We start from the raw sequence: 23,980 nt of genomic DNA, 5'->3' as shown, positions 1-23,980 counted from the left end.
TTTAATAAAACATTGGTCTAAAAACAAGTTTTAAAGCTAACACTGTTTTATAAATCAAATTTTTTTAAGTATATAATTATTAGTTCTATCGAATACTTCAGGAAATAAAAACTCAGTAGAATCACCTGATTCTACCGAGTTTTTAAAATGTTTGGCGTTTAGCTTTTCGCTCTGCACGGCCACGTGCGCGATTTTCAGTACGCTTGGTTTTGCGACGTTTTTCATCCACCGCCCATTGAATCTTCTTCTTATAGCCAGGTTTGACTTTTTTCTTTTTCTTTTTAACCAAGCCAATCATTTCAATATCAAGCTTATCTTGCTTCTTTTCACGATTGGCACGACGATCACGGTCATAGGTATCTTGAAACTCTCCGTCTTTGACCATCTTAGGAGTAAACTTGATTCCTAATTTCTCCAACTCACGGATATCCGAGTCATCACTAGGCTGGTAAAGGGTAATAGCTGTACCAGGCAGACCGTTGCGCCCAGTCCGTCCAACACGGTGAACAAAGAAGGACAAGTCTTGCGGAATGGCATCATTGATAACATGGCTGACACCTTCAATATCAATTCCTCGCGCTGCCAAGTCCGTTGCGACAATGTACTCAAAATCCAGATTTTTCACCTGATTCATGATCCGCTTGCGTTCACGAGGAGCAATATCTCCATGAATCTTTGCTACCTTCAATCCTTGAGCAGTCAAGTATGCATGCAATTCATCAGCACGTGTCTTTGTGTTAACAAAAATCATTGCCAAATAAGGCTGCATCAACTGAGTCAGCTGGTAAATTTGAGCATTTTTGTCGCGGCCCTTGGTCGAAATCAACCAGTTATCAATCGTATCTGAGATGACTGTTTTTGTCTTGATTTTTTCCATGATAGGATTTGACAAGTATTTTTTCAAGAACGGTTGTAATTTTTGTGGAATAGTTGCTGAAAAGACCATGAATTGCAAGTCTTTTGGAAGGCTACCTGCAATCTTATCGACTGTCTCCAAGAATCCCATATCCAAGGTCATATCGGCTTCATCGACAACAAAGGTCTTGGCCTTGTGAATAGCCAAATCACCAGATTTGACCAAGTCATAGATGCGACCTGGCGTTCCGATAACGATATGTGGTTGGTTGCTGGCAAGTTTTTCAATCTGACGTGCCTTATCCGTACCACCCACATAATTAACCACACGAACTTCGACATCTGAGTGAGCTGCAATCTGACGAGCTGCTTGGTAGATTTGAGTGGCCAACTCACGACTTGGTGCAGTGATGACTGCTTGCACACTATCGCTAGTTTCATCTAATTGCTGGAAAATCGGTAACAAGAAAGTATGAGTCTTTCCTGAACCAGTTTTTGACTCGCCCACCAAGTCACGACCTGCCAATACAATAGGTATTAATTTTTCTTGTACCTCTGTTGGAGTTGAGAATTTCAACTCCTCCAAGGCTTCTGCTATATAATTTTTAAATTGAAATTTCTTAAATGACATACTATCCTCGATTCTATCCTTTCAATTATACCACATTTTGTCCTATTGCAGTAGTCCCATTTGAGTCTCAGTCCTGTAGTAAAGATTCAAGTAACTTAAAAGGTTGGAACCTCTGATTCCAACCTCTTTCATTATTTCCAGGTCAATACAGCATTCAAACCATAATGATCACTGACTTGTGGACTATTCTGCCCATCAAAAACTACTTGTAAACTCTCTACTTCTAACTCTTTGGTCGTAAAGACGTAGTCGATTCGTAGTGGTTCCGTATTGCCTTTCCAACCATCAATTTCTGGTGGTACTGTATAGCTACCACTTCTTTCTTTCGCAACTTCAAACGCGTCTTGTAATCCTAATGGACTAGCTAAAATCGCTTGATAGCCTTCCTGACCAGCTGGATTATTGAAATCACCTGCTAAAATCAAAGGTTTGTTCAACTCTTTTAGTACAGCCTCAAATCGTGCCCATTCTTCTTGGAAACCTTTATCCCACCAAGAGAGATGAACGCTCGCAAGAGCAAGTTCCTTGCCTTCAACCTCTGTCTCAGCCAAGGCAACACGGCGAGTATGGTAGTCCGTTGGATCATCTACATCTGATACTAAAATCTCACGCGCTTTAATAGGAGTTTTGGATAAGATAGCTACACCTTCATGGTAGCGGTCATAACCGATATGATTGTAAGCCCAAGTCCAGTAGTAGTTTTTCCCTTTCTCAGCCAATTTTTCAACCAGGAGTTGGACATAGTGATCCTGGTGAATGGGTTCTGCTGATGGTAAAGCTTGATAGTGAGTGTTAACCTCTACCTCAGGCGAAGTCATTTCTTGATTAATTTCTTGGAAACAAATCAAATCATAGTCCTTCTCGAGAATGTCTTGGAGTAAGATTTGGAATTTTTCCTCTGCTTCCTTCTCCATCCAACTGTGAGTATTGAGTGTTAGAAATTTCATGCTTTTCTCCTAAAACAAGAGGTTGGAAAACAGCTTCCAACCCCAAGTATATTACAATTCTACTTTAGCAACTGCTGTTTTAGCTGCAAGAGAACCTGTTTGTTCTAATTTAACTGATTTGAGGACATCACCATTTGTGAAGACAACCACTGTTGATGTTTTGCGTTCTGCTTCTCGAATAGCATCCAAGTCAGCTGTAACAAGAAGATCACCAGCAGCCACTTTTTGTCCTTCAGAGACATGAACAGTAAATGGTTTTCCTTCAAGACTTACTGTATCCAAACCAATATGAACAAGCACTTCAAGACCTGAGTCAGTGACAAGACCAAGAGCGTGTTTTGTTGGGAAGATACTTGATACAGTACCAGTAACTGGAGATACAATGTTACCATTTGCTGGTTCTACTGCAAATCCATCACCCATCATTTTTTGAGCAAAAACTGGATCTTCCACTTGTTCCAAAGCAACAACTTGACCGTCAGCTACTGAGTAAACTTCTTCAGTTACACCTTTGTAGTGTACAGTATTTTGTTGGTTTTCTGTCATTTGGCTTGGAAGAGTTTCAGGAATAATTTCACCTGAGTCAAGAATATCTTGGATATCAGATTTCAATACGTCAGCTTTTGGTCCGTAGATAGCTTGGACACCTTGTCCTTTCATGACAAGACCCATAGCTCCTTCTGCTTTCCATTGTTCCTCAGTACCAACGCGATCTGCATCTTTAACAGTTACACGAAGACGAGTCATACATGCATCCACATCTACGATATTTGCACGACCACCAAGAAGGTTAATGATATTTACGGCTTGAGAAGCTGCTGCAACTTTTGGAGTTCCAGGAGTTGCTTCTTCTGATGCTCCTTCAGCTGTTTCGTAGTTTCCGTTACGTCCTGGAGTTGCGTAGTTGAATTTCTTGATCATGAAGTTGGCAATGAAGTACATGATAACCGCAAAGAGAACAGTTACCCAGATAAAGTTAACAATATCCATACCAATACCAGCATTAATTGCCAATGGTGTACGAGTCAAGAATTCAATTGAACCGAATGAGTGGACACGAAGGTGAACAATATCTGCCATAGCAAAGGCAGCACCTTGAACTAGTGAGTATACAAGGTAAAGAGGAGTCGCGATGAACATGAACATGTACTCGATTGGTTCAGTAACCCCTGTCAAGAATGTTGCAAGAGCTGTCGCAATCATCATACCCTTGTATTGGTGTTTCTTGTCAGCATCAACATTGCGGTAGATAGCAACGATGACACCCATCAAGATACCAAATGAACCGATCATTTGTCCAACTTTGAAACGAGCTGGAGTGACTGTTGTAAGAAGGTGTTGGTATTGGTCAGCATTTGAACCTTTAAGGTTAACAAGGTCAGTTACCCATGCAAGCCAAAGTGGATCTTGACCAAATACTTGTGTTCCTTTTGCTGCACCAGTTAACACTTCGTATGTTCCACCAAGAGCTGTATAGTTCATTGGGATTGTCAACATGTGGTGAAGACCGAATGGCAAGAGCAAACGTTCCAAAGTACCATACAAGAATGGTGCAAGGACTGGAGCAGTTTCTTGTGAGTTGGCAATCCAAATACCAAAGTTGTTGATACCTGTTTGAACTACTGGCCAAAAGGCAGCAAGTACAATCGCTGCAATAGTTGAACGAAGAATAACGACAAATGGTACGAAACGTTTACCATTGAAGAATGAAAGGGCATCAGGAAGTTTACGGAAGTTGTAGTATTTGTTATAAGCTGTTGCCCCAACAAAACCAGAGATAATCCCTACGAAAACCCCCATGTTAAGCGCTGGTGCCTCAAGAACGCTGATAAAGTAGTCAGCAACCTTGATTGAACCACCAAAGAAGGTAGTAACCATTGCTTCAGGGTTTTTCAACATATCACCTGTAACACCGAAGATAGTACCTGTAATACGGTTAATCAAGATAAAGGCAAGTCCGGCTGCAAATGCACCACCTGCACGTTCTTTTGCCCAGCTTCCCCCAATAGCAAGGGCAAACAAGATATGAAGGTTACCGATGACCCCCCAACCAATTTGCTCAAGGATTCCACCTGTAATCACTAGAGGAGCAAGGTTTGGGTCGATCATCACGATTGATTTACCGATTGAAATCATCAATCCCGCCGCTGGCATAACGGCGATAACCACCATTAAAGCCTTACCGAATTTTTGCCAAAATTCGAAAGACAAGACATTTTTGAATGTAGCTTTCATCATTCAAATCTCCTTTATTTTATTTAGGCAAACGTTTTACGAAAACGTTTGCATTTGGTTATGTATTAATTATACCACTTTTATTTTTTTTGTAAAGGCTTTTATAAAAAAATTGTCTATTTTTTTTAATTTTTAAAAAGGAAAAAGAGAAGTTTACGAAAACTTCTCTTTTAAAAATGTATTATTTTTCTGATTTGTTCTGCAATTTGCATTTAAATCCAACTAGATCTTCAAGAATCGACGCATCGAAATTCCTGAACCAATTGAACCAATGAAAATTCCGATTACAAATAATAGGACTGTCATCAGAGGGATAAACACATCTGGTGTAATCATTGACAAGTTTTGACCTACCAAGGATTTATTGACCGATTGATAAACCATATTGTAAACAAAGAATACAAGGACTGAAGGAATCGCTGCGCCAAGCAAGCCAATAAAAGCACCTTCTAGCAAGAATGGACCACGGATATAGCCATTTCTCGCTCCTACAAGACGCATGATCTGAATCTCACGACTACGTGAAATAATGGTGATACGAATGGTATTGGAAATGAGGAAGACTGCGATAAAAATCAAGAGCCCTGCAATAACCAATCCCCAAACACGGATAAAGGAAGCTAGTTCAAAAAGTCGTTGAGTGTTGGCTCCACCATCTTGAACTTCTGAAACTCCCTCGATTTTCTTAGCTTCTTCAGCTACTTTCTTTACATCACTTGGAGAATTTGTATCGACGATATAAGCATCATAGAGAGGGTTTGCATCTCCTTCAAAGACCTTCCAATCGTCACCCATTGTTTCCGTTAGTTTTTCGTACTGTTCTTCTTTACTTGAGAAGGTAACACTCTTAACAGCAGGTATAGCTTTCAAAGCATCATAGACCTTGTGGTAGTCATTATTGGTAACTGTCTGACCTTCTTTTACAATCGTCTCACTGTTATCAGCTACATCCTTACGAATGTAAACCATGACCCGAACGTTGTTTTCAATATCGGTAGCCAGTTTTGCTGTATTAAAAATTACAGATGCAAACAGGGCGACGAGGGTTAAGGTAATCATAACCGAACTCACTGCTGCTACTGTCATCCAGCCATTTCGTTTTAAACTTTTTAATGATTCAAATAAATGGCGAAAAAATCTACTAATCATCGTATCCATATTCTCCTTTAGCTTCGTCACGAACGACACGGCCATTTTCAATGGCAATGACACGGTGGCGCAAGGTATTTACAATCTGGCTATTGTGAGTCGCCATCAAGACAGTAGTACCTTGGAGATTGATGCGTTCCAACAGATTCATAATTTCCCATGAATTATCTGGGTCCAAGTTTCCTGTTGGCTCATCGGCAATCAATACTTTAGGATTGTTGACAATCGCGCGAGCAATCGCAATCCGTTGCTGCTCTCCACCTGAGAGTTCATTAGGGAAAGAGCGAACCTTATGTTTCAAACCAACCAGGTCCAATACTTCCATAACACGTTTTTTGATGTTGCGACGGCTCTCACCGATTACTTCCATTGCATAGGCAATATTCTCATAAACAGTCTTCTTAGGCAAGAGTTTGTAATCCTGAAAGACTACCCCGACACTACGACGTAGCAGTGGGACATCTTTCTTCTTAATTTTAACTAAATTAAAGCCTGCAACTGTTAGGCTTCCTTTTTCGATCTTTACTTCTCGGTATAAAGCTCGAATAAAGGTTGACTTACCTGCCCCAGAAGGTCCTACGATATAGGCAAACTCTCCTGGTTCAATGGTAACAGATACACCACGCAGGGCAGTCGTTCCATTGTCATACTTTTTGACAACATCTCTCATTTCAATGATTGACATATGAGTTCCTTTCTATCTTAGCTGATTCGCCACTTGAGGTAGGCATCGATGAAACCATCAAGGTCTCCATCCATCACCTTATCTACCTGAGCAACTTCAAAGCTTGTACGGTGATCTTTTACCATAGTATAAGGCGTGAAAACATATGAACGGATTTGGCTTCCCCATGTGATTTCTTTTTTCTCACCTTTAAGGGAATCAACTTCCGCAGCTTTCTTTTCTTGCTCCATTTGATAGAGCTTAGCCTGCAACATCTTCATGGCACGATCTCTATTTCCATACTGGGTACGATCGACCGTTGATTGGACGACAGTTCCCGTAGGAATGTGTGTCAAACGCACACCTGTTGAAACCTTATTGACGTTTTGTCCACCAGCACCACCTGAACGGAAGGTATCCATTTTGATATCATCTTCACGAATCTCCACTTCGATGGTATCATCCAACTCAGGCATAACCTCTACGGATGTAAATGAAGTATGGCGACGTTTGGCAGAGTCAAATGGCGAAATACGGACCAAACGGTGAACACCCATTTCTGATTTAAGTAGACCGTATGCATTGGGTCCTTCAAAAGACAAGGTAACAGACTTGATACCTGCTTCATCACCAGCCTGGTAATCCAAGACTTCTACTTTAAAGCCTTTGGCATTCCCATAACGAGTGTACATACGAAGCAACATATCGCCCCAGTCCTGTGCCTCAGTACCACCAGATCCTGGATGGATTTCCAAGATTGCATTATTATGGTCATAAGGTTCTGACAAGAGAAGGGTCATCTCGTAGCTAGTCATCATCTTATCCAGTTCTGTCAACTGTTCGACCAGTTCATCATGGACTGACTCGTCTTCTGCTAAAAAGTCCAATAAAATCTCAACTTCATCCTGCAACTCTTCCATTTTACGGAAGGTGTTGTAGGTGTTTTTTAATTCATTTAATTCTTGCGACGTTTTTTGGGCCGCGATATTATCGTTCCAAAAATCAGGTTCTGTCATCTTGTTTTCCAAGATGGCAATCTCTTCCTCTAAGCCTTCGAGGTCAAAGAGACCCCCTAAAAGAAGCTAATTTTTCACGATTTGCGTCAATTTTTTGACGAATTTCTGAAATGTCCATAGATACTCCTTTTCATATCGTTTTATTATACCATAATCTCTCATTTCTTTCCATATTTTGCTTTTCACCGCTTTTGATGGCAGAAGAAAAGAGGCTCTAAAGCCTCTTGTTTAAAGGACTTTAGCAGAGGTATGAGTGATCTCCTCCACTTGAATTCCTTCTTTTTCAAACTTTTCCTTTAATGAAGTCAAATCGATTTTTCCATCAATTTGAACTTCGATGACGACCTTACCATCCTTACGTGGAATGTTAACAGTATGGGAAATATTTAAATCCTCTTCAACGATTAGAGCTACAATTTTTCCCAGTACTCCGACTTCATTTTCTGTAATGAAACGAACACGAATCCCCTCTTCTCCGTACCCAGCGATTTCCAAGAAAGCCTGAAAAACATCGCGATCTGTAATGACGCCGTAGACCTGATGATTGTCTACGACTGGTAATATCCCAATCTTATTTTTCAGCATCAGGTAGGTCGCATCTTCTAAACTAGCATAGCCAGAAACAGTCACGACATCTCGAATCATTACATCTTTTACTTTGGTTTTATTCAGAAGATAATTCATCTCATAGATTGAGAGACTGGTTGCTTTAGATGGGCTGGCTTCCGCAATGGTTCCTTCTGTTACCAATCCGACTAATTGATCGTTTTCGATAACAGGTAAACGGTGCAATCCTTGCTCGCGCATCAAATCTGCTGCGTGTGCTACAGTCGTATCTGGGCTGATATAAACTACCTTACGGGTCATGAAATCTTTAACTGCCATGAGACTTCTCCTTCTATATTGCTACTTTTATTATACACTTTCTTAGAAAATCTATCAAACGCTTTCATCTCTTTTTCAAGATTTTGAATAATCTGAGTCTTTTACAAAAAAGAGCTCTAATCTAGAGCTCTATATGTGCAAGTTAACAAACATTATTTATATTTCTTTCAGTTATTAAGGATACTAGCAACTAGTATTGAAAACCTATTATCATCTCCATCCACAACCTAAACTAGGCTCCCAGACTAGAGAAGAATTTCTTGCGCAATCCTTATCTGGCGACTAAAAAGGTCCTCCAGACCTTTTTAGCCACCTAGATATGCTTTTCTGACTTCATCGGATGCTGCGAGTTCTTTTCCTGTTCCTGATAGGACAATCTTTCCTGTTTCAAGTACATAACCACGGTCAGAGATAGCAAGAGCCTTGTTAGCGTTCTGTTCAATTAGGAGAACCGTTGTTCCTTGCTTCTGAATATCTTGAATGATATCAAAAATTTCTTGGATAAAGATCGGGGCAAGTCCCATTGACGGCTCATCCAAGAGAAGAAGCTTAGGTGTAGACATGAGAGCGCGTCCCATAGCCAGCATCTGCTGTTCACCACCTGAAAGAGTTGCCGCATCTTGGTTTTTACGCTCTTCCAAACGAGGGAAGCGTGAGAAAACTTTTTTCAAGTTGGCTTGATTTTCTTCACGATTTTTCTTTAAAAAGGCTCCCATTTCTAAGTTTTCCATAACAGTCAAGCCTGGAAAAACATGGCGTCCCTCAGGAACTTGTGAAAGACCACCTGCCACGATTTTTTGTGCAGGCAACTTTTGAATTTCTTTTCCTAAAAACTGAATTTTACCAGCACTTGGACGAACCAAACCTGAAAGGGTACGAAGAATGGTTGTTTTACCAGCACCATTGGCACCAATCAAGGAAACAACTTCACCTTTATTAACCTCGAAACTTACATCACGAACTGCTTGGATCATACCGTAATGCACAGAGAGGTTTTCAACTTTTAACATAGACATTAGGCTTCACCTCCTAGATAAGCTTCGATAACGCGTTTGTTGTTCTTGATCTCATCCGGAGTCCCATGAGCAATCAACCGACCATATTCAAGAACATAGATACGCTCAGTGACTTCCATAACCAAATTCATGTCGTGTTCGATGAGCATGATGGTAATTTTAAATTCATCTTTGATACGACGGATTAATTCTGTCAATTCAGCTGTTTCTTGAGGATTCATACCAGCTGCAGGTTCATCCAAAAAGAGGATTTTAGGTTCTGTTGCCAGAGCACGAACGATTTCTAATCGACGTTGTTGGCCATAGGCCAGATTCTTCGCAAGAGTATCTGCATCACCATCCAAATCAAAAATCTTCAGCAAGTCCAAAGCTTTGCTTTTTAATTCTTCCTCGTTCTTATAAAAAGCTGGTAGGCGTAGGAAGCTCGCAAGGACATGTTGTTTATGATGATTGCTAAACGCAATCAAAACATTTTCCAAAACTGTCAAGTCCTTGAACAAACGAATATTTTGGAAAGTACGACTGAGTCCAAGTGAAGCAATCTTATAGGGAGTTTTCCCATTTAGGAGGTGACCATCTAGTGTCACAGTACCTTCGCTTGGTTCATAAACACCAGTCAAGAGATTGAAAAGGGTTGTTTTACCAGCCCCGTTTGGTCCGATCAAACCAACCAATTCTCCCTCGTTCAATTCAAGAGTGACATCTCCAACAGCTGTTAGACCGCCAAAATGTTTGGTTAACTGTTTAACTTCAAGTAGTGCCATTAGTTTTGTCCCTCCTTCTTCGATTTTTTAAAGAAACGTGATAGACTCAATTCCCATGTCCCAAGAAGTCCACCTGGTCTGAAAATCATCACCAATACAAGAGCCAAGGCGTAGATGATCATACGTACGCTAGCTACATCTTGAAGGAGCATATTTAAAATTCCTAAAACAATCGCTGAAACGATGGTACCAGTAATAGATCCAAGTCCACCAAATACAACGATAATCAGCACGTTGATGGAATTAATAAAAGTGTAATCTTTTGGGACAACAGAACCGATAAAACCGGCCTGAAGTGAACCAGCAATACTTGCTGTAATGGCACCAAAGACAAAAGCGATAATCTTGATCTTTGTAGTGTTTACCCCAACGGATTCAGCAGCAATCTCATCCTCACGAACAGATAGAGTAGAGCGTCCAATTGGACTACGTAAGAAGTTTAGAGTTGCAATAGTTGTGATCACTACAAAAAGATAAACCATTTGCCAGTTGGTAAAGTTTGGTATACCCAAGATACCAGCAGCACCGTTGGTCAAACTACCACCATTAATGATAAAGATACGAATGATTTCTGAAACACCTAGTGTCGCAACAGCCAGGTAGTCACCCTTCAAACGAAGTGTCGGAATCCCAACGAGCAAAGCAACTGCACCAGAAATCAAAGCGCCCAAGACCATTGCTCCAAAGAAGGCACCATAGGTTGGTGATTTTGAACCAATAATCGCTGCTGCATAAGCCCCAATTGCCATAAAACCTGCATGACCAAGTGAGAATTGTCCTGAAAAACCAACGATTAAGTTCAAACCTACTGCAAGGATGATATTAATCCCAATTTGTTCTAAAATTTGGACATGGAATAGATTGAGAACACCAGCAGAAACCAGTACGCTAATCAATCCATAACCCGCTAACAGAAGGAATAACCAGAGAATATTTACTTTAAGATTTGTCTTCATTGTTTACACCTTCTCTTTCACATTCTTACCAAGGATACCCGCAGGTCGAACAATCAGAATCAAAAGCAAGATTCCATACACGATAGCATCACGGAAATCAGACATACCGAAGGCAGTAGCAAATGTTTCCAACAAGCCAATCACAAATCCCCCTAGAGCTGCACCAGGAATAATCCCGATACCACCCAGTACGGCCGCAACGAATGATTTCAAACCCGGAGTCACACCCATCAAAGGTTCAAGAGAGTTGTAGTAAAGGGCAATGAGGACACCTGCTGCACCAGCAAGGGCTGAACCCAAAGCAAAGGTAAAGCTGATTGTACGATTTACATTAATTCCCATCAATTGAGCTGCGTCACTATCAACTGATACCGCACGCATGGCTTTCCCCATTTTTGTTTTTTGGACGATCAATTGCAATAAAACCATCAAGAATATAGAAACTGCTAAAATCATCAATTGAACATTTGTCAAGCTAATTGGTCCCAAGTCAAAGCGGACTGTTTCAATTGCTTGAGGGAAGGCACGAGTATTGGCACCTACTAGATAAACCATTCCGTATTCCAGTAGGAAAGAGACTCCGATGGCAGTAATTAATACAGCAATACGTGTAGAGTGTCGCAAAGGACGGTAAGCAAGAAATTCAATCACAACACCAAGTAGTGCAGTTCCAGCCATTGAAATAATTAAAGCTAAAAAGAAATCCATTTGGAAAGAATTAATCAAAAAGTAACCAATAAAGGCACCCATCATGTAAATATCGCCATGGGCGAAGTTGATGAGTTTGATAATTCCATAAACCATGGTATAACCCAGAGCTAAAAGTGCATAAACACTACCCAGAATTAGACCATTCACAAGTTGTTGGAGCATAGCATTCACTCTTTTCTATCGTTATTTTTTAGAAAATTTCATTATTTTCACAAGTTCATAAACACCGAAACAGGGAGTGAGTCAAAGGCTCATTCCCCATTTCAATTACTATTCTAATGTTATGGTTTTACAACTTCTGCTTCTTCAACTTTACCATTGTTCATGGTCATCATGTAAGCAGTTTTCACTGTATTGTGGTCAGCATCAAAGCTTGTTTGACCAGTTACACCTTCAAAATCTTTGGTTTTAGCAAGGTTGTCCTTGATTTCACCTGAGTTTTTAGCACCTTTTGCAGCATTTGCTACTAGGTAAACTGAGTCATAGGCTAAAGCTGAGAATGTTGAAGGCTCTTCGTTGTATTTAGCACGGTATGCTTCAAGGAAAGCTTTAGCTTTTGCAGAAACATCAACGGTAGTTGAGAATCCAGAGATGAAGTAAATGTTTGATGCTCTTTCAGCAGTTGCTTGTTGAACAAATTCTTCACCGTTAAATCCATCACCACCAACGATTGGTTTATCAATTCCCATACCACGAGCTTGGTTTACAATTTTACCAGCTTCTGTGTAGTAACCTGGAACAACGATAGCATCAAACTCTTTCCCTTTCATTTTAGTAAGGGCTGCTTGGAAGTCAGTATCACCTGCTACAAACGTTTCATCTGCTACAATCTCACCCTTGTAGGCTTCGCGGAAAGATTTAGCAATACCTTTAGCATAGTCACTAGCATTGTCAGTATAAAGAACAACCTTCTTAGCATTCAATTTGTTTGTTACATAGTTAGAGATAATCTTCCCTTGGAAGCTATCTTGGAATGTTCCGATAAATAGGTAATCTTGACCTTTAGTCAAACCGTCTTGAGTAGCACTTGGTGAAATCAATGGCACTCCGGCTTTAGTAGCGTTAGCTACAGCTGCAGCAGTTGCACCAGATGTCGCAGGTCCTACAATAGCTGCTACTTTTGATTGAGTAACAAGGTTTGTTGTAACAGAAGCTGCTTCAGCCGTTTCTGACTTGTTGTCTTTGTCTACAACTTCGATTTGTTTTCCATCAATTCCACCTGCAGCGTTGATTTCGTCTACAGCAAGCTGGGCACCTTTTTGTTCAGCTGTACCGTAAGCTGCCACAGCACCTGTCTCTTCAAAGTTAAAACCGATCTTAATCGTTTTTTCGTCCACTGGATTTCCAGTTGTGTTTGACGCACCTGACTTGACCTCTCCACAGGCAGCAAGAAGAGCCACACTAGCAAGAGCCACAAAAGATAGGGCTAATTTTTTCTTCATTTTTAATCTCCTTATAGTTGTTTTTAAAAATAGTATGTTAAGAATATACCGAATTATCAGAAAATTGTCAATACAATTGTTTAATTTTTTAAATGATAACGTTTTCTTCGTTACGATAGAGATTCCCAACGAAGGGAGTTTCTAGCTCTTGAATATGGCAACGTCTAATTTTCTTGATATATCTTTCCTTACCTAATCTCTCAACCAAGTCATCTAGTTCCTCAGTTGGAACATAGAGTTGCAAGTAACGATGTTTTTTGGAATGGTAACAGATATCACCGTATTCCTGAATTTTTTTTGCATCTCGATTATAGTAGAGATAGATGATTAATCCTGATCGATTTGTTTTTTCAAACATGAGGAATCCTCTTTCTAAGAAATCTTCCCCTATTATACCAAAAAAAGCAAACTCCGTCGAGTTTGCTTTCTAGGTTGCTTAGCTTAACGAATTGTTGGCCATGATTTCATCAATAAAGCCATATTCAAGCGTTTCTTGGGCACTCATCCAGTAATCACGTTCCGCATCTGCATGAATTTGCTCAACTGATTTACCAGAGTTATCTGCAAGAATTTGCTCCAAAGTCTTACGAGTTTTGAGCAAGTGCTCTGCAGCGATTGCCATATCTGTCTGTTGGGTACCACCACCTGTACCACCCATTGGTTGGTGAATCATGTACTCTGCATTTGGAAGCATGAAACGTTTGCCTTTTGCGCCACTTGATGCAATGACAGTCCCCATGGATGCAGCCATCCCCATAACGATTGTTTGGACATCCGCCTTGATAAAGTTCATTGTATCAACGATTGCCAAACCAGCTGAAACAGAGCCCCCAGGTGTATTGACATAAAGGTAAATATCTTTTGTGCTGTCTTGGGCATCCAAGAAGAGTAATTGGGCGATAACGGAGTTGGCCATGTTGTCTTCAACTGGACCTGTTAGCATGATGATGCGGTCTTTCAGAAGACGAGAGTAAATATCATAGGAACGTTCTCCACGGCTTGTTTGTTCAATAACTACAGGAATCATTCATTTCTCCTTTTAATGTTGAATTTTCTTAGTCTTACGACTCAATACAGAACTATTATATCTTTTTGGTCAAAAAAGGTCAAATTTTTGCTCTATTCTCTAAACAGAAACAAAAACTCAACCTCCTTTCAAGTCAAAAACGAACTTCTAGTTTCAATATTTACTTTGGAATTTTATTTAGTACCAAACAAGCGGTCTCCAGCATCTCCAAGACCTGGAACGATATAACCGTGTTCGTTCAAGCGTTCATCCAAGGCCGCAGTAAAAATTTCTACATCTGGGTGTGCTTCTTGGAGGGCTTTCACTCCTTCCGGAGCAGATACTAGGCAGACAAACTTGATATTTGAAGCACCACGTTTTTTAAGGGAATCTACTGCCAAGATTGCTGAGCCACCTGTTGCCAACATTGGATCAACGACAAAGATTTGACGTTGGTCAATATCCTCAGGTAATTTCACCAAGTATTCAACTGGTTGAAGGGTTTCTTCATCACGGTACATACCGATATGACCAACTTTGGCTGCCGGAACCAAGCTCAAGAGGCCATCTACCATCCCGATACCTGCACGCAAGATTGGGACAATCGCCAATTTTTTACCAGCCAATTGTTTTTGAACGGTCTTTGTGATAGGTGTTTCGATTTCCACGTCTTCAAGTGGAAGATCACGAAGCACTTCATATCCCATCAACATTGCGATCTCATCTACTAGTTCACGAAAAGCTTTTGTAGAAGTATCTGTACGACGCAAGATAGACAATTTGTGTTGAATGAGTGGATGATTAATGACTTCAATTTTTCCCATTTTCTGAGTTCCTTCTTTCAATTTATTCTTCTTATTATATCAAAAAACGGTTTAAAAAGCTTTCTAAACCATTTATTTTAATTAATTTTTAAAGCAAATCTGCCTCTTGAAGAGCTGTCTGAACAGTCTCTAATGGTAAATGGGTCAACTCGGTGCCTTTTTCTTGATAAAGGTACTGGGCATAGTCATCCATACGATACTGATTGATATAGACTACACGTTTACAACCGACTTGTAAGAGTTGTTTTGTACAATTTAAACAAGGGAAATGAGTTACATAAGCTGTAAATCCTCTAGGAACCCCTCGTTCAGCCCCCTGGAGAATAGCATTGACCTCAGAGTGAAGGGTTCGAACACAGTGACCCTCAATGACCAGACATTCGTGGTCAATACAGTGCTCCGTTCCTGATACGGAACCATTATAGCCAGTTGAAATGACTTTATTGTCCTTAACGAGGACAGCTCCCACCTTGGCACGTTTGCAGGTCGAACGATTGGCAATCAGTAAGGCCTGGGCTGCAAAGTACTCATCCCAAGCCAGTCTTTTTTCTGTCATAATTCTTCTCCTTATCCCCTATTTTTTGAAAAATGGCAAGCGTAAATCGGCAATCTTTTCAGCTGGAACCTTCATGCCATCCTTGATCCATTTGAGCAGAACCGATACGATGGCAGAACTCCAAAAGGAATGAAGGTAGCTGCTGACGCCTTTTGATTTTCCGTGATATTTTTCCAGAAATTCCTGCATGGCTTGTACGAAAATCTTTTCCAAGTGGTAATCCAGAGCAAGTTGGATAACCTTGGCTTCTTTCTTGGCTGCGCGGAAAAGGTGTACCCAGACCAGATAAAGGTCTGTTTTGACATCGTAATGGCTGAGCTGTTCCATGATATTATGAACACTACGTTTAAAGACGCTTTCCAAAATTTCTTCTTTAGAGTCATAGTTACGATAGAAGGCGGCACGAGAGACGCCCGCTCGTTTGACCAGCTCCGAAATGCTGATCTTGGCCAAGTCTTTTTTCTCTAGAAGTTGCAAAAGAGCCGTCTCGATTGCTTCTCTGGTTAAAAAATTGGATTCTTGATTTGATTTTCTGAGATTTTCAAGAGATTTTTCAGATATTTTACGTTCAGACATAACAATTTCTTTCTACTTGTGACAACAGAGAGGTGGTACTTTTGTTTCAAGGGCTTTCATGATATAATTGTAAAAAAAGACAGAACCTTTGTCAATGTATAAGTGACAAAGATGGAGAATTTCTATGACTTGGAAGATTGTAGCTGACTCTGGTTGTGATTATCGTCAACTGGCAACTCCTGCTATTGATACGGAATTTGTGAGTGTTCCTTTAACCATTCAAGTAGCTGATCAGGTCTTTATCGATAATGCCAATCTCGACATTGACCACATGATGGAAACAATGTATGCGACTTCTGAGGCTTCAAAATCAGCCTGTCCTAGCCCTGATGATTACCTGCGTGCATTTGAAGGTGCTAAGCATATCTTTGTCGTTACTATCACTGGTACTCTTTCAGGTAGTCATAATAGTGCACAGCTCGCTAAGAACATCTACCTTGAAGAACACCCTGACACTCAGATTCATGTGATCGATACATTGTCTGCAGGTGGTGAGGTTGACTTGATTGTCGAAAAAATCAATAGTTTGATTGATCAAGGACTTTCTTATGAGGAAATTGTTGAAGCGATTACAGCCTACCAAGAAAAAACAAAGTTGCTCTTTGTTCTTGCTAAGGTTGATAACTTGGTAAAAAATGGCCGTTTGAGTAAGCTTATCGGTACAGTCGTTGGCCTCCTCAACATCCGTATGGTTGGGGAAGCAAGTGAAACTGGAACCCTAGAACTACTCCAAAAAGCGCGTGGACCAAAAAAATCCCTTCAAGCAGCCTATGAAGAACTCATCAAGGCTGGCTACGCTGGTGGCCGTATCGTCATGGCTCATCGTAGCAATGAAAAATTCTGTCAGCAATTGTCAGAACGCTTGCTGGAAACCTTCCCACAAGCCAATATCAAAATCATCCCGACGTCTGGTCTCTGCAGTTTCTATGCAGAAGATGGCGGTTTGTTGATGGGATATGAAATCAACTAAGATTATGAGCAACAAGAGATGCCAAGCATCTCTTGTTTTTTGTGGTACAATAGAGCTATGAAACATTTTGATACTATTGTTATCGGTGGTGGACCTGCAGGCATGATGGCTACGATTTCCAGTAGTTTTTATGGTCAGAAAACTCTTCTCATCGAAAAAAATCGCAAACTCGGAAAAAAATTAGCTGGTACCGGTGGTGGTCGTTGCAATGTAACTAACAACGGAAGCTTAGATGACCTTCTGGCTGGAATTCCTGGAAATGGACGCTTTCTGTACAGTGTCTTTTCCCAGTTTGATAACCATGATATCATCAACTTTTTTACGGAAAATGGTGTTAAACTCAAGGTCGAGGACCACGGACGCGTCTTTCCTGCTAGTGACAAGTCTCGGACCATTATCGAGGCGCTAGAAAAGAAAATCACTGAACTCGGTGGTCAAGTTGCTACTCAAACAGAAATTGTTTCGGTTAAAAAGATAGACGACCAGTTTGTCCTTAAGTCCGCAGACCAAAGCTTCACTTGCGATAAACTCATTGTCACAACTGGCGGAAAATCCTATCCTTCTACAGGTTCGACTGGTTTTGGACATGAGATCGCCCGTCATTTTAAACATACCATTACTGAGCTTGAGGCTGCTGAGAGTCCTTTGTTGACTGATTTTCCACACAAAGCGCTTCAGGGGATTTCACTAGACGATGTGACCTTAAGCTATGGTAAGCATGTCATCACTCACGATCTGCTCTTTACCCACTTTGGTTTGTCGGGCCCTGCTGCTCTGCGTATGTCTAGCTTTGTCAAGGGCGGAGAGGTTCTCTCACTCGATGTTTTGCCTCAACTTTCTGAGAGCGACTTGGTGGCATTTCTAGAAGAAAATCGGGAAAAATTCTTGAAAAATGCTTTAAAAACTTTACTTCCAGAACGCTTGGCAGAATTTCTTGTGCAAGGCTATCCTGAAAAAGTCAAACAACTGACTGAAAAGGAACGCGAACAACTTCTCCAGTCCATCAAGGCTCTCAAAATCCCTGTAACTGGAAAAATGTCTCTTGCCAAGTCCTTTGTCACCAAAGGCGGTGTCAGTCTCAAGGAAATCAATCCTAAAACTCTGGAAAGCAAGCTAGTTCCCGGCCTCCACTTTGCTGGTGAGGTACTGGATATCAATGCCCACACGGGTGGCTTTAACATCACTTCTGCCCTCTGTACCGGATGGGTGGCAGGCTCCAATCCAATAAATACCAAATAAGAAAGGAAGTCCTTTGGAACATATTATTTTACTAAGAGGCGTTACTCCTAATGGAAAAAATGCTATCCCGAAAATGTCTTATTTGGTAGATATTTTGACAGAAGCTGGTTTTCAACACGTTCGAACCTATATTCAAAGTGGGAATATCATTCTTGAGAGTGACTCAGATTTAGAAGAAATACGAGAACGCGTTCATACTTTGATAAAGGAAAAAATTGGGGCCGACTTAAAAATGGTTATCAAGAATAAGAACGATTTTGAAAAGATTGTTCATGAGAATCCATTTAAAGAAGACTATCTTCATGATCGTGTGCATGTAATTCTTTATCAAGGACTTATCCAAAGTCTGCCACTAGAAAAATTGAAAACTGACTACGGCGAGGAAGAAATCTGTGTAGGCGATTACTGTCTCTACCTCTATCTTCCTAGAACTGCAAAACAAAAAAAGCTCAATACCAACTATCTTGAAAAATTGTTTGGCGTGGTTCTGACCATGCGAAAGTTAAACGTCGTGGAAAAGTTACTAACAAAATAGGAAAAACAATATGAACAGATGCGAAACAGTCGAATTTGTCAATATGTGTATGATTCAAAACGGAGACAAGGTTCTGGTTCAAGACCGAGTTAGTCCTAACTGACCTGGTATTACTTTTCCTGGTGGGCATGTTGAACGTGGCGAATCCTTTGTCGAAGCTGTCATTCGTGAAGTGAAAGAAGAAACTGGTCTGACCATTTCCAAACCCCAACTCTGTGGTATCAAAAACTGGTATGATGACAAGGATTATCGTTATGTCGTCCTTTTTTACAAGACAAAACACTTTACTGGTGAACTCCAGTCTTCATACGAAGGGAAGGTTTGGTGGGAAGATTTTGAAAATCTATCTCATCTAAAACTTGCTACTGATGATATGTCTGATATGCTTCGTGTTTTTTTAGAAGAGAATCTCAGTGAATTCTTTTACTATAAAGACGGTGACGACTGGCTTTATGACTTGAAGTAAAAAATAGGCTAGGAAATTCCTAGCCTATTTATTCTGCATTTGTCTGAACGTAAGCAGCAATGACATCTGATGTGTACTGGGCTGTTCCAGAACCAAACTTGTCAATGTTTTCCTTAAACTCTGGGTTGTAGACGTAACCTTTACCGATATGACCGAATACCTCAATAGAGCAGTCAAATCCATAAGTGCGAATGGCTTGCAAGAGCTTAGCTGCTTGCTCTTGGTTTTCAGCTGCTGTTGCAGATAGTCCATTTTTAAGGTTTTGAGCTAAAGCTTGAAAAACTTGGTTAAAGGCGGCCGTAGCCTCATCTTCGCGGCCTTTTTGGCGTTCGAGGGCCTGATCCATGACTTCTTGCCCATATTTCTCTACCGCTTCTTGGTGGTATTTTTGATTGTCTTGATAGCTAAATCCAGTGAATTTTTCCTCAATCGTCATTTTTCTTTCTCCTTTTTGTTCTTGAATGGTTTTTTGCAAGGTGGAAATCAAGGTATCCAGATGTTGCCTTTCTCGAGTTAGATAGTCCAACTGCCTGGTCAAATGGGGTAATAAATCTGTCCTTTCTTCCTTTAACAGCTCTGCTATTTTTTCTAAAGAAAAACCTAGATATTTGTAATACAGAATAACCTGAAGGCGTTCCAAATCCTCCTGACTGTAGGTTCGATAGCCGTTTTCCGACTTTAAGGGAACCAAGAGCCCTATCTTATCGTAGTGGTGCAGGGTCTTGACAGAGACACCTGAAAGCTGCGCAGCTTCTTTTATATGGTACATGATTTCCTCCTTACAAGAAATAGTATAACCCCTCCCCTTAGGTCAGAGTCAAGCGTTTTTGAGAAAAATTTTTAACTTTTTGAGAAAGGTGTGAAAACTTGAAAATGGTTTTCTTGACAGACCTTAGAAAACATGATAGGATAGTCAAGTCTATCAATCAAACAGAAGGCTCATAGAGAGCCATTGAGAGAGGGCTATTTGACAACTCAAGTAGCCTTTTCTTATTTTAAAAAAGGAGATTGGAGTTTCAACTATGTCAGAAAAATCGCAATGGGGCTCGAAACTAGGCTTTATTCTAGCATCTGCTGGTTCAGCTATCGGACTTGGAGCAGTTTGGAAATTTCCCTACATGACTGCTGCTAATGGCGGTGGGGGCTTTTTACTAGTCTTTCTCATTTCCACCATTTTAATCGGTTTCCCGCTCCTGCTGGCTGAATTTGCCCTTGGCCGTAGTGCTGGCGTTTCCGCTATCAAAACCTTTGGAAAACTTGGCAACAATAACAAGTACAACTTTATCGGTTGGATTGGTGCCTTTGCCCTCTTTATCCTACTCTCCTTTTACAGTGTTATCGGAGGATGGATTTTAGTCTATCTAGGTATTGAGTTTGGGAAATTATTCCAGCTTGGCGGTACGGGTGATTATGCTCAGTTATTTACTTCAATCATTTCAAATCCAGCCATTGCCCTAGGAGCTCAAGCAGCCTTTATCTTATTGAATATCTTTATTGTATCACGTGGGGTTCAAAAAGGGATTGAAAGAGCTTCGAAAGTCATGATGCCACTGCTCTTTATCATCTTTGTCGTCATCATCGGGCGCTCTCTCAGCTTGCCAAATGCCATGGAAGGGGTTCTCTACTTCCTCAAACCAGACTTTTCAAAACTAACTAGCGCTGGTCTCCTCTATGCTCTGGGACAATCTTTCTTTGCCCTCTCACTAGGGGTGACAGCCATGCTGACCTATGCATCCTACTTGGACAAGAAAACCAATCTGGTCCAGTCAGGGATTTCCATCGTAGCCATGAACATCTCGGTATCCATCATGGCAGGTCTAGCCATTTTCCCAGCCATGTCAGCCTTCAATATCCAGTCTGAAGGGGGACCAAGCCTGCTCTTTATCGTCTTGCCTCAACTCTTTGACAAGATGCCTTTTGGAACTATTTTCTACATTCTTTTCCTCTTGCTCTTCCTCTTTGCGACGGTTACTTCTTCTGTCGTTATGCTGGAAATCAATGTGGGCAATATCACCAACCAGGACAATCGCAAGCGTGCTAAATGGAGTGCTATTTTAGGAATCTTGACCTTTGTCTTTGGAATTCCTTCAGCCCTTTCTTACGGTGTTATGGCAGATGTTCACATTTTTGGAAAGACCTTCTTTGACGCCATGGATTTCTTGGTTTCCAATCTCCTCATGCCATTTGGAGCTCTCTGCCTTTCTCTCTTTACAGGCTACATCTTTAAAAAGGCTCTTGCTAAGGAGGAACTCCATCTTGATGAAAGAGCCTGGAAACAAGGACTTTTCCAGGTCTGGCTCTTCCTTCTTCGTTTCATCATTCCTATTATCATCATAGTGGTTTTTATCGCCCAATTTATGTAATCAAAAAGGACTTGAGTAGTGAACTCAGGCCCTTTCTTTTTTATGGATGACTAACAATCAATTCCAAACCTTGCCCTTCCAAGGTCCAAGCTTCAACATCACTTGGTAGGATAAAGTGGCTGCCTTTTTGGATTGGATAGTTTTTTCCGTCAACAGTCAGTTGACCTTGACCAGCTAAGACGCTGAACAAGCTGTAGTCAGCTGTCTTTTCAAAATCAACTTTTCCAGTAATTTCCCACTTGTAAACTGCGAAGAAGTCATTAGACACAAGAAGAGTTGAGCGTAAATTATCAGCTTTGATAGTTACAGGACGGCTATTAGCAGGTTCTCCAATATTTAAAACATCGATGGATTTTTCAAGGTGAAGTTCACGCAAGTTGCCCTTGTCGTCCTTGCGATCAAAGTCATAGACACGGTAGGTGGTGTCGCTAGACTGCTGGGTTTCAAGAATCAAGATACCTGCGCCGATAGCGTGCATAGTTCCACTTGGTACATAGAAGAAATCTCCAGCCTTAACTGGCACTTTTGTCAACAAGTCATCCCAGTTCTTGTCCTCGATTTGCTGGCGGAGTTCTTCTTTTGATTTGGCATTATGGCCATAGATAATCTCTGAACCTTCGTCTGCTGCGATGATATACCAGCATTCTGTTTTTCCAAGTTCGCCTTCATGCTCGAGCCCGTAAGCATCGTCTGGATGAACTTGGACGCTGAGCCAGTCGTTGGCATCCAGAATTTTGGTCAACAGTGGAAATACGGGCTCTGGACGATTGCCAAACAATTCACGGTGTTCCGCATATAAAGTAGCTAGGTCTGTTCCCTCAAAGCGCCCATTGGCTACCTTAGAAACTCCATTTGGGTGGGCTGAAATAGCCCAGTATTCTCCGATTTTTTCACTTGGAATGTCATAGCCAAACTCATCACGTAGCTTGGTTCCACCCCAGATTTTTTCTTGCATAACTGATTGTAAAAATAATGGTTCTGACATCTTATTCTCCTATCTGTTTTTCTCACCTCATTATAGCAAAAAGCCAGGTCTAATTGAACTCTTTTTCACACATTATAAAGTAGGGAGAAGATTTTATAAAAATAGTAACGAAATAATCTTTTACTTGATGGAGGAACCTCTAAAGCAGCACTCAGAAAACTCGTTATCAACGGCTATTCTCCTCAGCTCTCATTAGACTTCCTTTACTTGTACTTGAGAATCTATTTTTATGTACAAAAAAAGACTGAAACCAGTCTTCTTTTTAAATCAACGCCGTAATAGCCGTTACTAGACCAAAGACGATACCCGGTGCATTAGCAGCTGCAAGTGGAATATCTCTTTCCTTTTTGAAAAGACCGTAGTAAACCCAAAGACTACAGTTGATGGCTGCGACCAAGGGTTGGATGAAGTTTCCTTTTTGACCAGCCAGGTTGTTCATGATTTGTGGGAAGTAAGAGACATACATCATAACGGACATGAAGGTCGCTACCCAACCCAAAATTTTCATTTGTTTTTCAGACATTTCCAAAGCCTCTTTCATTTTTTATGAATCATATTTTATAATCTTTTTTCAAAACAATCAAGACTTTGAAGCTTTTGTTATGAAGATGTAAACTATCACAATCTTGTGATAAGAAAGAGGAAACAGAAAAAGACCGGATTGCTCCGATCTTTTCAATAGTTCATGTTCTCAGTTTCTGTTGTAAAAATAGTGAAGGTTAACGTCAAATGACTACGCGCCCTATTTCATACGATAAAAATCAATCACTAAACCAGCAGGGCCTTTAACTAGTAGCGATTCCGTTCCCCAATCAGTTACAGCCGGACCGTTTAAAATCTCGACACCAATTTCTTTCAATCGTTGGTAATTCTGCTCTAAATCCTCAACCTCGATGTGAAGAATGATTCCTGACTGAAAATTGTTCAAAGGAATCAAATGATTTTGGGACAACATAAGACAATGACTGCCAATCGTAAACTGAGCAAAACTGTCATCAACATAATCGGACTTTTTATCCAAAATACGCTCCAAGTCAGCACAGACTTGGGGAATATCTGAAACGATAATATCTAATTGATTTAAATTCATTTGTTATCCTCCACAAAAAGACCGGATTGCTCCGATCTTTTCAAGTTCGACTCTAGAAAATCAAAGAATAAAATCTACAAAGTTTACATTTGATTTTCG

At 40.7% G+C, this 23,980-nt stretch carries 26 protein-coding genes; 5 read left to right on the top strand and 21 right to left on the bottom strand.

The features are described 5' to 3' along the window. Positions 1-142: 142 nt before the first annotated feature. The 17 genes from MK385_RS05355 to MK385_RS05275 all read right to left on the bottom strand — a co-directional run bounded on the left by MK385_RS05355 (position 143) and on the right by MK385_RS05275 (position 16,233). Positions 143-1,486, bottom strand: coding sequence for a DEAD/DEAH box helicase (locus tag MK385_RS05355; RefSeq protein WP_268725474.1), 1,344 nt, complete (start codon positions 1,484-1,486; stop codon positions 143-145). A gap of 131 nt (positions 1,487-1,617) precedes the next feature. Further along, positions 1,618-2,433 carry an endonuclease/exonuclease/phosphatase family protein gene (locus tag MK385_RS05350; RefSeq protein WP_268725473.1) on the bottom strand — a complete coding sequence of 272 codons (816 nt, stop codon included), beginning with the start codon at positions 2,431-2,433 and terminating at the stop codon, positions 1,618-1,620. 51 nt (positions 2,434-2,484) lie between these two features. Further along, the gene (locus tag MK385_RS05345; RefSeq protein WP_128863691.1) at positions 2,485-4,671 is read right to left on the bottom strand and encodes a PTS transporter subunit IIBC; all 2,187 of its coding nucleotides are present in this window, start codon (positions 4,669-4,671) and stop codon (positions 2,485-2,487) included. 219 nt (positions 4,672-4,890) lie between these two features. After that, a complete protein-coding gene (gene ftsX, locus MK385_RS05340; RefSeq protein WP_033629442.1) occupies positions 4,891-5,817 on the bottom strand; it encodes a permease-like cell division protein FtsX in 927 nt (308 codons plus the stop codon). Then, a complete protein-coding gene (gene ftsE, locus MK385_RS05335) occupies positions 5,810-6,502 on the bottom strand; it encodes a cell division ATP-binding protein FtsE (protein WP_000022275.1) in 693 nt (230 codons plus the stop codon). The genes ftsX and ftsE overlap by 8 nt, the downstream gene beginning before the upstream one ends. Positions 6,503-6,519: 17 nt before the next feature. Beyond that, positions 6,520-7,615, bottom strand: a protein-coding gene (gene prfB / locus MK385_RS05330) for a peptide chain release factor 2 (protein ID WP_096753628.1) whose coding sequence is annotated in 2 segments (ribosomal slippage) — positions 6,520-7,542 and positions 7,544-7,615 — 1,095 coding nt in all. Because the reading frame shifts where the segments join, the coding sequence is not laid out codon by codon here. A 110-nt stretch (positions 7,616-7,725) separates the two neighbouring features. After that, on the bottom strand, positions 7,726-8,382 hold the full coding sequence (locus MK385_RS05325; RefSeq protein ID WP_044021082.1) for a CBS domain-containing protein: 657 nt from the start codon (positions 8,380-8,382) through the stop codon (positions 7,726-7,728). A 305-nt stretch (positions 8,383-8,687) separates the two neighbouring features. After that, positions 8,688-9,398: an ABC transporter ATP-binding protein gene (locus MK385_RS05320; protein ID WP_268725472.1), complete on the bottom strand. Its 711-nt coding sequence runs from the start codon at positions 9,396-9,398 to the stop codon at positions 8,688-8,690. Next, positions 9,398-10,162, bottom strand: coding sequence for an ABC transporter ATP-binding protein (locus MK385_RS05315; protein WP_001186014.1), 765 nt, complete (start codon positions 10,160-10,162; stop codon positions 9,398-9,400). The genes MK385_RS05320 and MK385_RS05315 overlap by 1 nt, the downstream gene beginning before the upstream one ends. Then, positions 10,162-11,118, bottom strand: a complete 957-nt coding sequence (locus MK385_RS05310) for a branched-chain amino acid ABC transporter permease (protein ID WP_000856262.1) — start codon at positions 11,116-11,118, stop codon at positions 10,162-10,164. The genes MK385_RS05315 and MK385_RS05310 overlap by 1 nt, the downstream gene beginning before the upstream one ends. A 3-nt stretch (positions 11,119-11,121) precedes the next feature. Beyond that, positions 11,122-11,991: a branched-chain amino acid ABC transporter permease gene (locus tag MK385_RS05305; RefSeq protein ID WP_000941410.1), complete on the bottom strand. Its 870-nt coding sequence runs from the start codon at positions 11,989-11,991 to the stop codon at positions 11,122-11,124. Positions 11,992-12,110: 119 nt separating this feature from the next. Continuing rightward, positions 12,111-13,271 (bottom strand): ABC transporter substrate-binding protein, encoded by a 1,161-nt coding sequence (locus tag MK385_RS05300; RefSeq protein WP_042767774.1) that lies wholly within the window; start codon positions 13,269-13,271, stop codon positions 12,111-12,113. An 88-nt stretch (positions 13,272-13,359) separates the two neighbouring features. After that, entirely contained in the window at positions 13,360-13,629 is a 270-nt protein-coding gene (locus MK385_RS05295) for a YlbG family protein (RefSeq protein WP_000462100.1), read from the bottom strand. A gap of 78 nt (positions 13,630-13,707) precedes the next feature. Then, the gene (gene clpP / locus MK385_RS05290; protein ID WP_000613467.1) at positions 13,708-14,298 is read right to left on the bottom strand and encodes an ATP-dependent Clp protease proteolytic subunit ClpP; all 591 of its coding nucleotides are present in this window, start codon (positions 14,296-14,298) and stop codon (positions 13,708-13,710) included. A gap of 173 nt (positions 14,299-14,471) precedes the next feature. After that, complete coding sequence (gene upp / locus MK385_RS05285) at positions 14,472-15,101, bottom strand: uracil phosphoribosyltransferase (protein WP_000515974.1); 630 nt, start codon at positions 15,099-15,101, stop codon at positions 14,472-14,474. Between the two features lie 88 nt (positions 15,102-15,189). Beyond that, positions 15,190-15,657, bottom strand: coding sequence for a deoxycytidylate deaminase (locus MK385_RS05280; RefSeq protein WP_268725471.1), 468 nt, complete (start codon positions 15,655-15,657; stop codon positions 15,190-15,192). A gap of 18 nt (positions 15,658-15,675) precedes the next feature. Continuing rightward, entirely contained in the window at positions 15,676-16,233 is a 558-nt protein-coding gene (locus tag MK385_RS05275; protein ID WP_000003897.1) for a TetR/AcrR family transcriptional regulator, read from the bottom strand. Between the two features lie 124 nt (positions 16,234-16,357). Here MK385_RS05275 and MK385_RS05270 point away from each other — a divergent pair, with 124 nt between their 5' ends. The 4 genes from MK385_RS05270 to MK385_RS05255 all read left to right on the top strand — a co-directional run bounded on the left by MK385_RS05270 (position 16,358) and on the right by MK385_RS05255 (position 19,443). Further along, a complete protein-coding gene (locus MK385_RS05270; protein WP_268725470.1) occupies positions 16,358-17,203 on the top strand; it encodes a DegV family protein in 846 nt (281 codons plus the stop codon). A 57-nt stretch (positions 17,204-17,260) separates the two neighbouring features. Continuing rightward, a complete protein-coding gene (locus MK385_RS05265; protein WP_268725469.1) occupies positions 17,261-18,442 on the top strand; it encodes a BaiN/RdsA family NAD(P)/FAD-dependent oxidoreductase in 1,182 nt (393 codons plus the stop codon). Positions 18,443-18,455: 13 nt separating this feature from the next. Continuing rightward, the gene (locus tag MK385_RS05260; protein ID WP_042767777.1) at positions 18,456-18,977 is read left to right on the top strand and encodes a DUF1697 domain-containing protein; all 522 of its coding nucleotides are present in this window, start codon (positions 18,456-18,458) and stop codon (positions 18,975-18,977) included. Between the two features lie 109 nt (positions 18,978-19,086). Continuing rightward, positions 19,087-19,443 (top strand): 8-oxo-dGTP diphosphatase, encoded by a 357-nt coding sequence (locus MK385_RS05255; RefSeq protein WP_268725629.1) that lies wholly within the window; start codon positions 19,087-19,089, stop codon positions 19,441-19,443. A gap of 28 nt (positions 19,444-19,471) precedes the next feature. Here MK385_RS05255 and MK385_RS05250 read toward each other — a convergent pair whose 3' ends face one another. Further along, a complete protein-coding gene (locus MK385_RS05250) occupies positions 19,472-20,212 on the bottom strand; it encodes a MerR family transcriptional regulator (protein ID WP_268725468.1) in 741 nt (246 codons plus the stop codon). Positions 20,213-20,465: 253 nt separating this feature from the next. Here MK385_RS05250 and MK385_RS05245 point away from each other — a divergent pair, with 253 nt between their 5' ends. Continuing rightward, complete coding sequence (locus tag MK385_RS05245; RefSeq protein ID WP_268725467.1) at positions 20,466-21,806, top strand: sodium-dependent transporter; 1,341 nt, start codon at positions 20,466-20,468, stop codon at positions 21,804-21,806. A 40-nt stretch (positions 21,807-21,846) separates the two neighbouring features. Here the strand turns inward: MK385_RS05245 and manA are convergent, their stop codons facing one another. The 3 genes from manA to MK385_RS05230 form a co-directional block, all read right to left on the bottom strand. Beyond that, positions 21,847-22,791 (bottom strand): mannose-6-phosphate isomerase, class I, encoded by a 945-nt coding sequence (gene manA / locus MK385_RS05240; RefSeq protein ID WP_268725466.1) that lies wholly within the window; start codon positions 22,789-22,791, stop codon positions 21,847-21,849. A 262-nt stretch (positions 22,792-23,053) separates the two neighbouring features. After that, positions 23,054-23,314 (bottom strand): SemiSWEET family transporter, encoded by a 261-nt coding sequence (locus MK385_RS05235; protein WP_001291473.1) that lies wholly within the window; start codon positions 23,312-23,314, stop codon positions 23,054-23,056. Positions 23,315-23,533: 219 nt separating this feature from the next. Then, a complete protein-coding gene (locus tag MK385_RS05230; RefSeq protein WP_268725465.1) occupies positions 23,534-23,881 on the bottom strand; it encodes a VOC family protein in 348 nt (115 codons plus the stop codon). Positions 23,882-23,980: the final 99 nt, after the last annotated feature.

This window comes from Streptococcus oralis (assembly GCF_026782125.1).
Taxonomy (GTDB): domain Bacteria; phylum Bacillota; class Bacilli; order Lactobacillales; family Streptococcaceae; genus Streptococcus; species Streptococcus oralis_CE.
Note: the sequence above shows the minus strand (reverse complement) of the source record. Positions and strands in the feature narration are given on the sequence as shown.

Bases quoted from the DNA above. Each gene is read 5' to 3' on its own strand.
- MK385_RS05355 (WP_268725474.1), bottom strand. From the start codon at position 1,486: ATGTCATTTAAGAAATTTCAATTTAAAAATTATATAGCAGAAGCCTTG.
- MK385_RS05350 (WP_268725473.1), bottom strand. From the start codon at position 2,433: ATGAAATTTCTAACACTCAATACTCACAGTTGGATGGAGAAGGAAGCA.
- MK385_RS05345 (WP_128863691.1), bottom strand. From the start codon at position 4,671: ATGATGAAAGCTACATTCAAAAATGTCTTGTCTTTCGAATTTTGGCAA.
- ftsX (WP_033629442.1), bottom strand. From the start codon at position 5,817: ATGATTAGTAGATTTTTTCGCCATTTATTTGAATCATTAAAAAGTTTA.
- ftsE (WP_000022275.1), bottom strand. From the start codon at position 6,502: ATGTCAATCATTGAAATGAGAGATGTTGTCAAAAAGTATGACAATGGA.
- MK385_RS05325 (WP_044021082.1), bottom strand. From the start codon at position 8,382: ATGGCAGTTAAAGATTTCATGACCCGTAAGGTAGTTTATATCAGCCCA.
- MK385_RS05320 (WP_268725472.1), bottom strand. From the start codon at position 9,398: ATGTCTATGTTAAAAGTTGAAAACCTCTCTGTGCATTACGGTATGATC.
- MK385_RS05315 (WP_001186014.1), bottom strand. From the start codon at position 10,162: ATGGCACTACTTGAAGTTAAACAGTTAACCAAACATTTTGGCGGTCTA.
- MK385_RS05310 (WP_000856262.1), bottom strand. From the start codon at position 11,118: ATGAAGACAAATCTTAAAGTAAATATTCTCTGGTTATTCCTTCTGTTA.
- MK385_RS05305 (WP_000941410.1), bottom strand. From the start codon at position 11,991: ATGCTCCAACAACTTGTGAATGGTCTAATTCTGGGTAGTGTTTATGCA.
- MK385_RS05300 (WP_042767774.1), bottom strand. From the start codon at position 13,271: ATGAAGAAAAAATTAGCCCTATCTTTTGTGGCTCTTGCTAGTGTGGCT.
- MK385_RS05295 (WP_000462100.1), bottom strand. From the start codon at position 13,629: ATGTTTGAAAAAACAAATCGATCAGGATTAATCATCTATCTCTACTAT.
- clpP (WP_000613467.1), bottom strand. From the start codon at position 14,298: ATGATTCCTGTAGTTATTGAACAAACAAGCCGTGGAGAACGTTCCTAT.
- upp (WP_000515974.1), bottom strand. From the start codon at position 15,101: ATGGGAAAAATTGAAGTCATTAATCATCCACTCATTCAACACAAATTG.
- MK385_RS05280 (WP_268725471.1), bottom strand. From the start codon at position 15,657: ATGACAGAAAAAAGACTGGCTTGGGATGAGTACTTTGCAGCCCAGGCC.
- MK385_RS05275 (WP_000003897.1), bottom strand. From the start codon at position 16,233: ATGTCTGAACGTAAAATATCTGAAAAATCTCTTGAAAATCTCAGAAAA.
- MK385_RS05270 (WP_268725470.1), top strand. From the start codon at position 16,358: ATGACTTGGAAGATTGTAGCTGACTCTGGTTGTGATTATCGTCAACTG.
- MK385_RS05265 (WP_268725469.1), top strand. From the start codon at position 17,261: ATGAAACATTTTGATACTATTGTTATCGGTGGTGGACCTGCAGGCATG.
- MK385_RS05250 (WP_268725468.1), bottom strand. From the start codon at position 20,212: ATGTACCATATAAAAGAAGCTGCGCAGCTTTCAGGTGTCTCTGTCAAG.
- MK385_RS05245 (WP_268725467.1), top strand. From the start codon at position 20,466: ATGTCAGAAAAATCGCAATGGGGCTCGAAACTAGGCTTTATTCTAGCA.
- manA (WP_268725466.1), bottom strand. From the start codon at position 22,791: ATGTCAGAACCATTATTTTTACAATCAGTTATGCAAGAAAAAATCTGG.
- MK385_RS05235 (WP_001291473.1), bottom strand. From the start codon at position 23,314: ATGTCTGAAAAACAAATGAAAATTTTGGGTTGGGTAGCGACCTTCATG.
- MK385_RS05230 (WP_268725465.1), bottom strand. From the start codon at position 23,881: ATGAATTTAAATCAATTAGATATTATCGTTTCAGATATTCCCCAAGTC.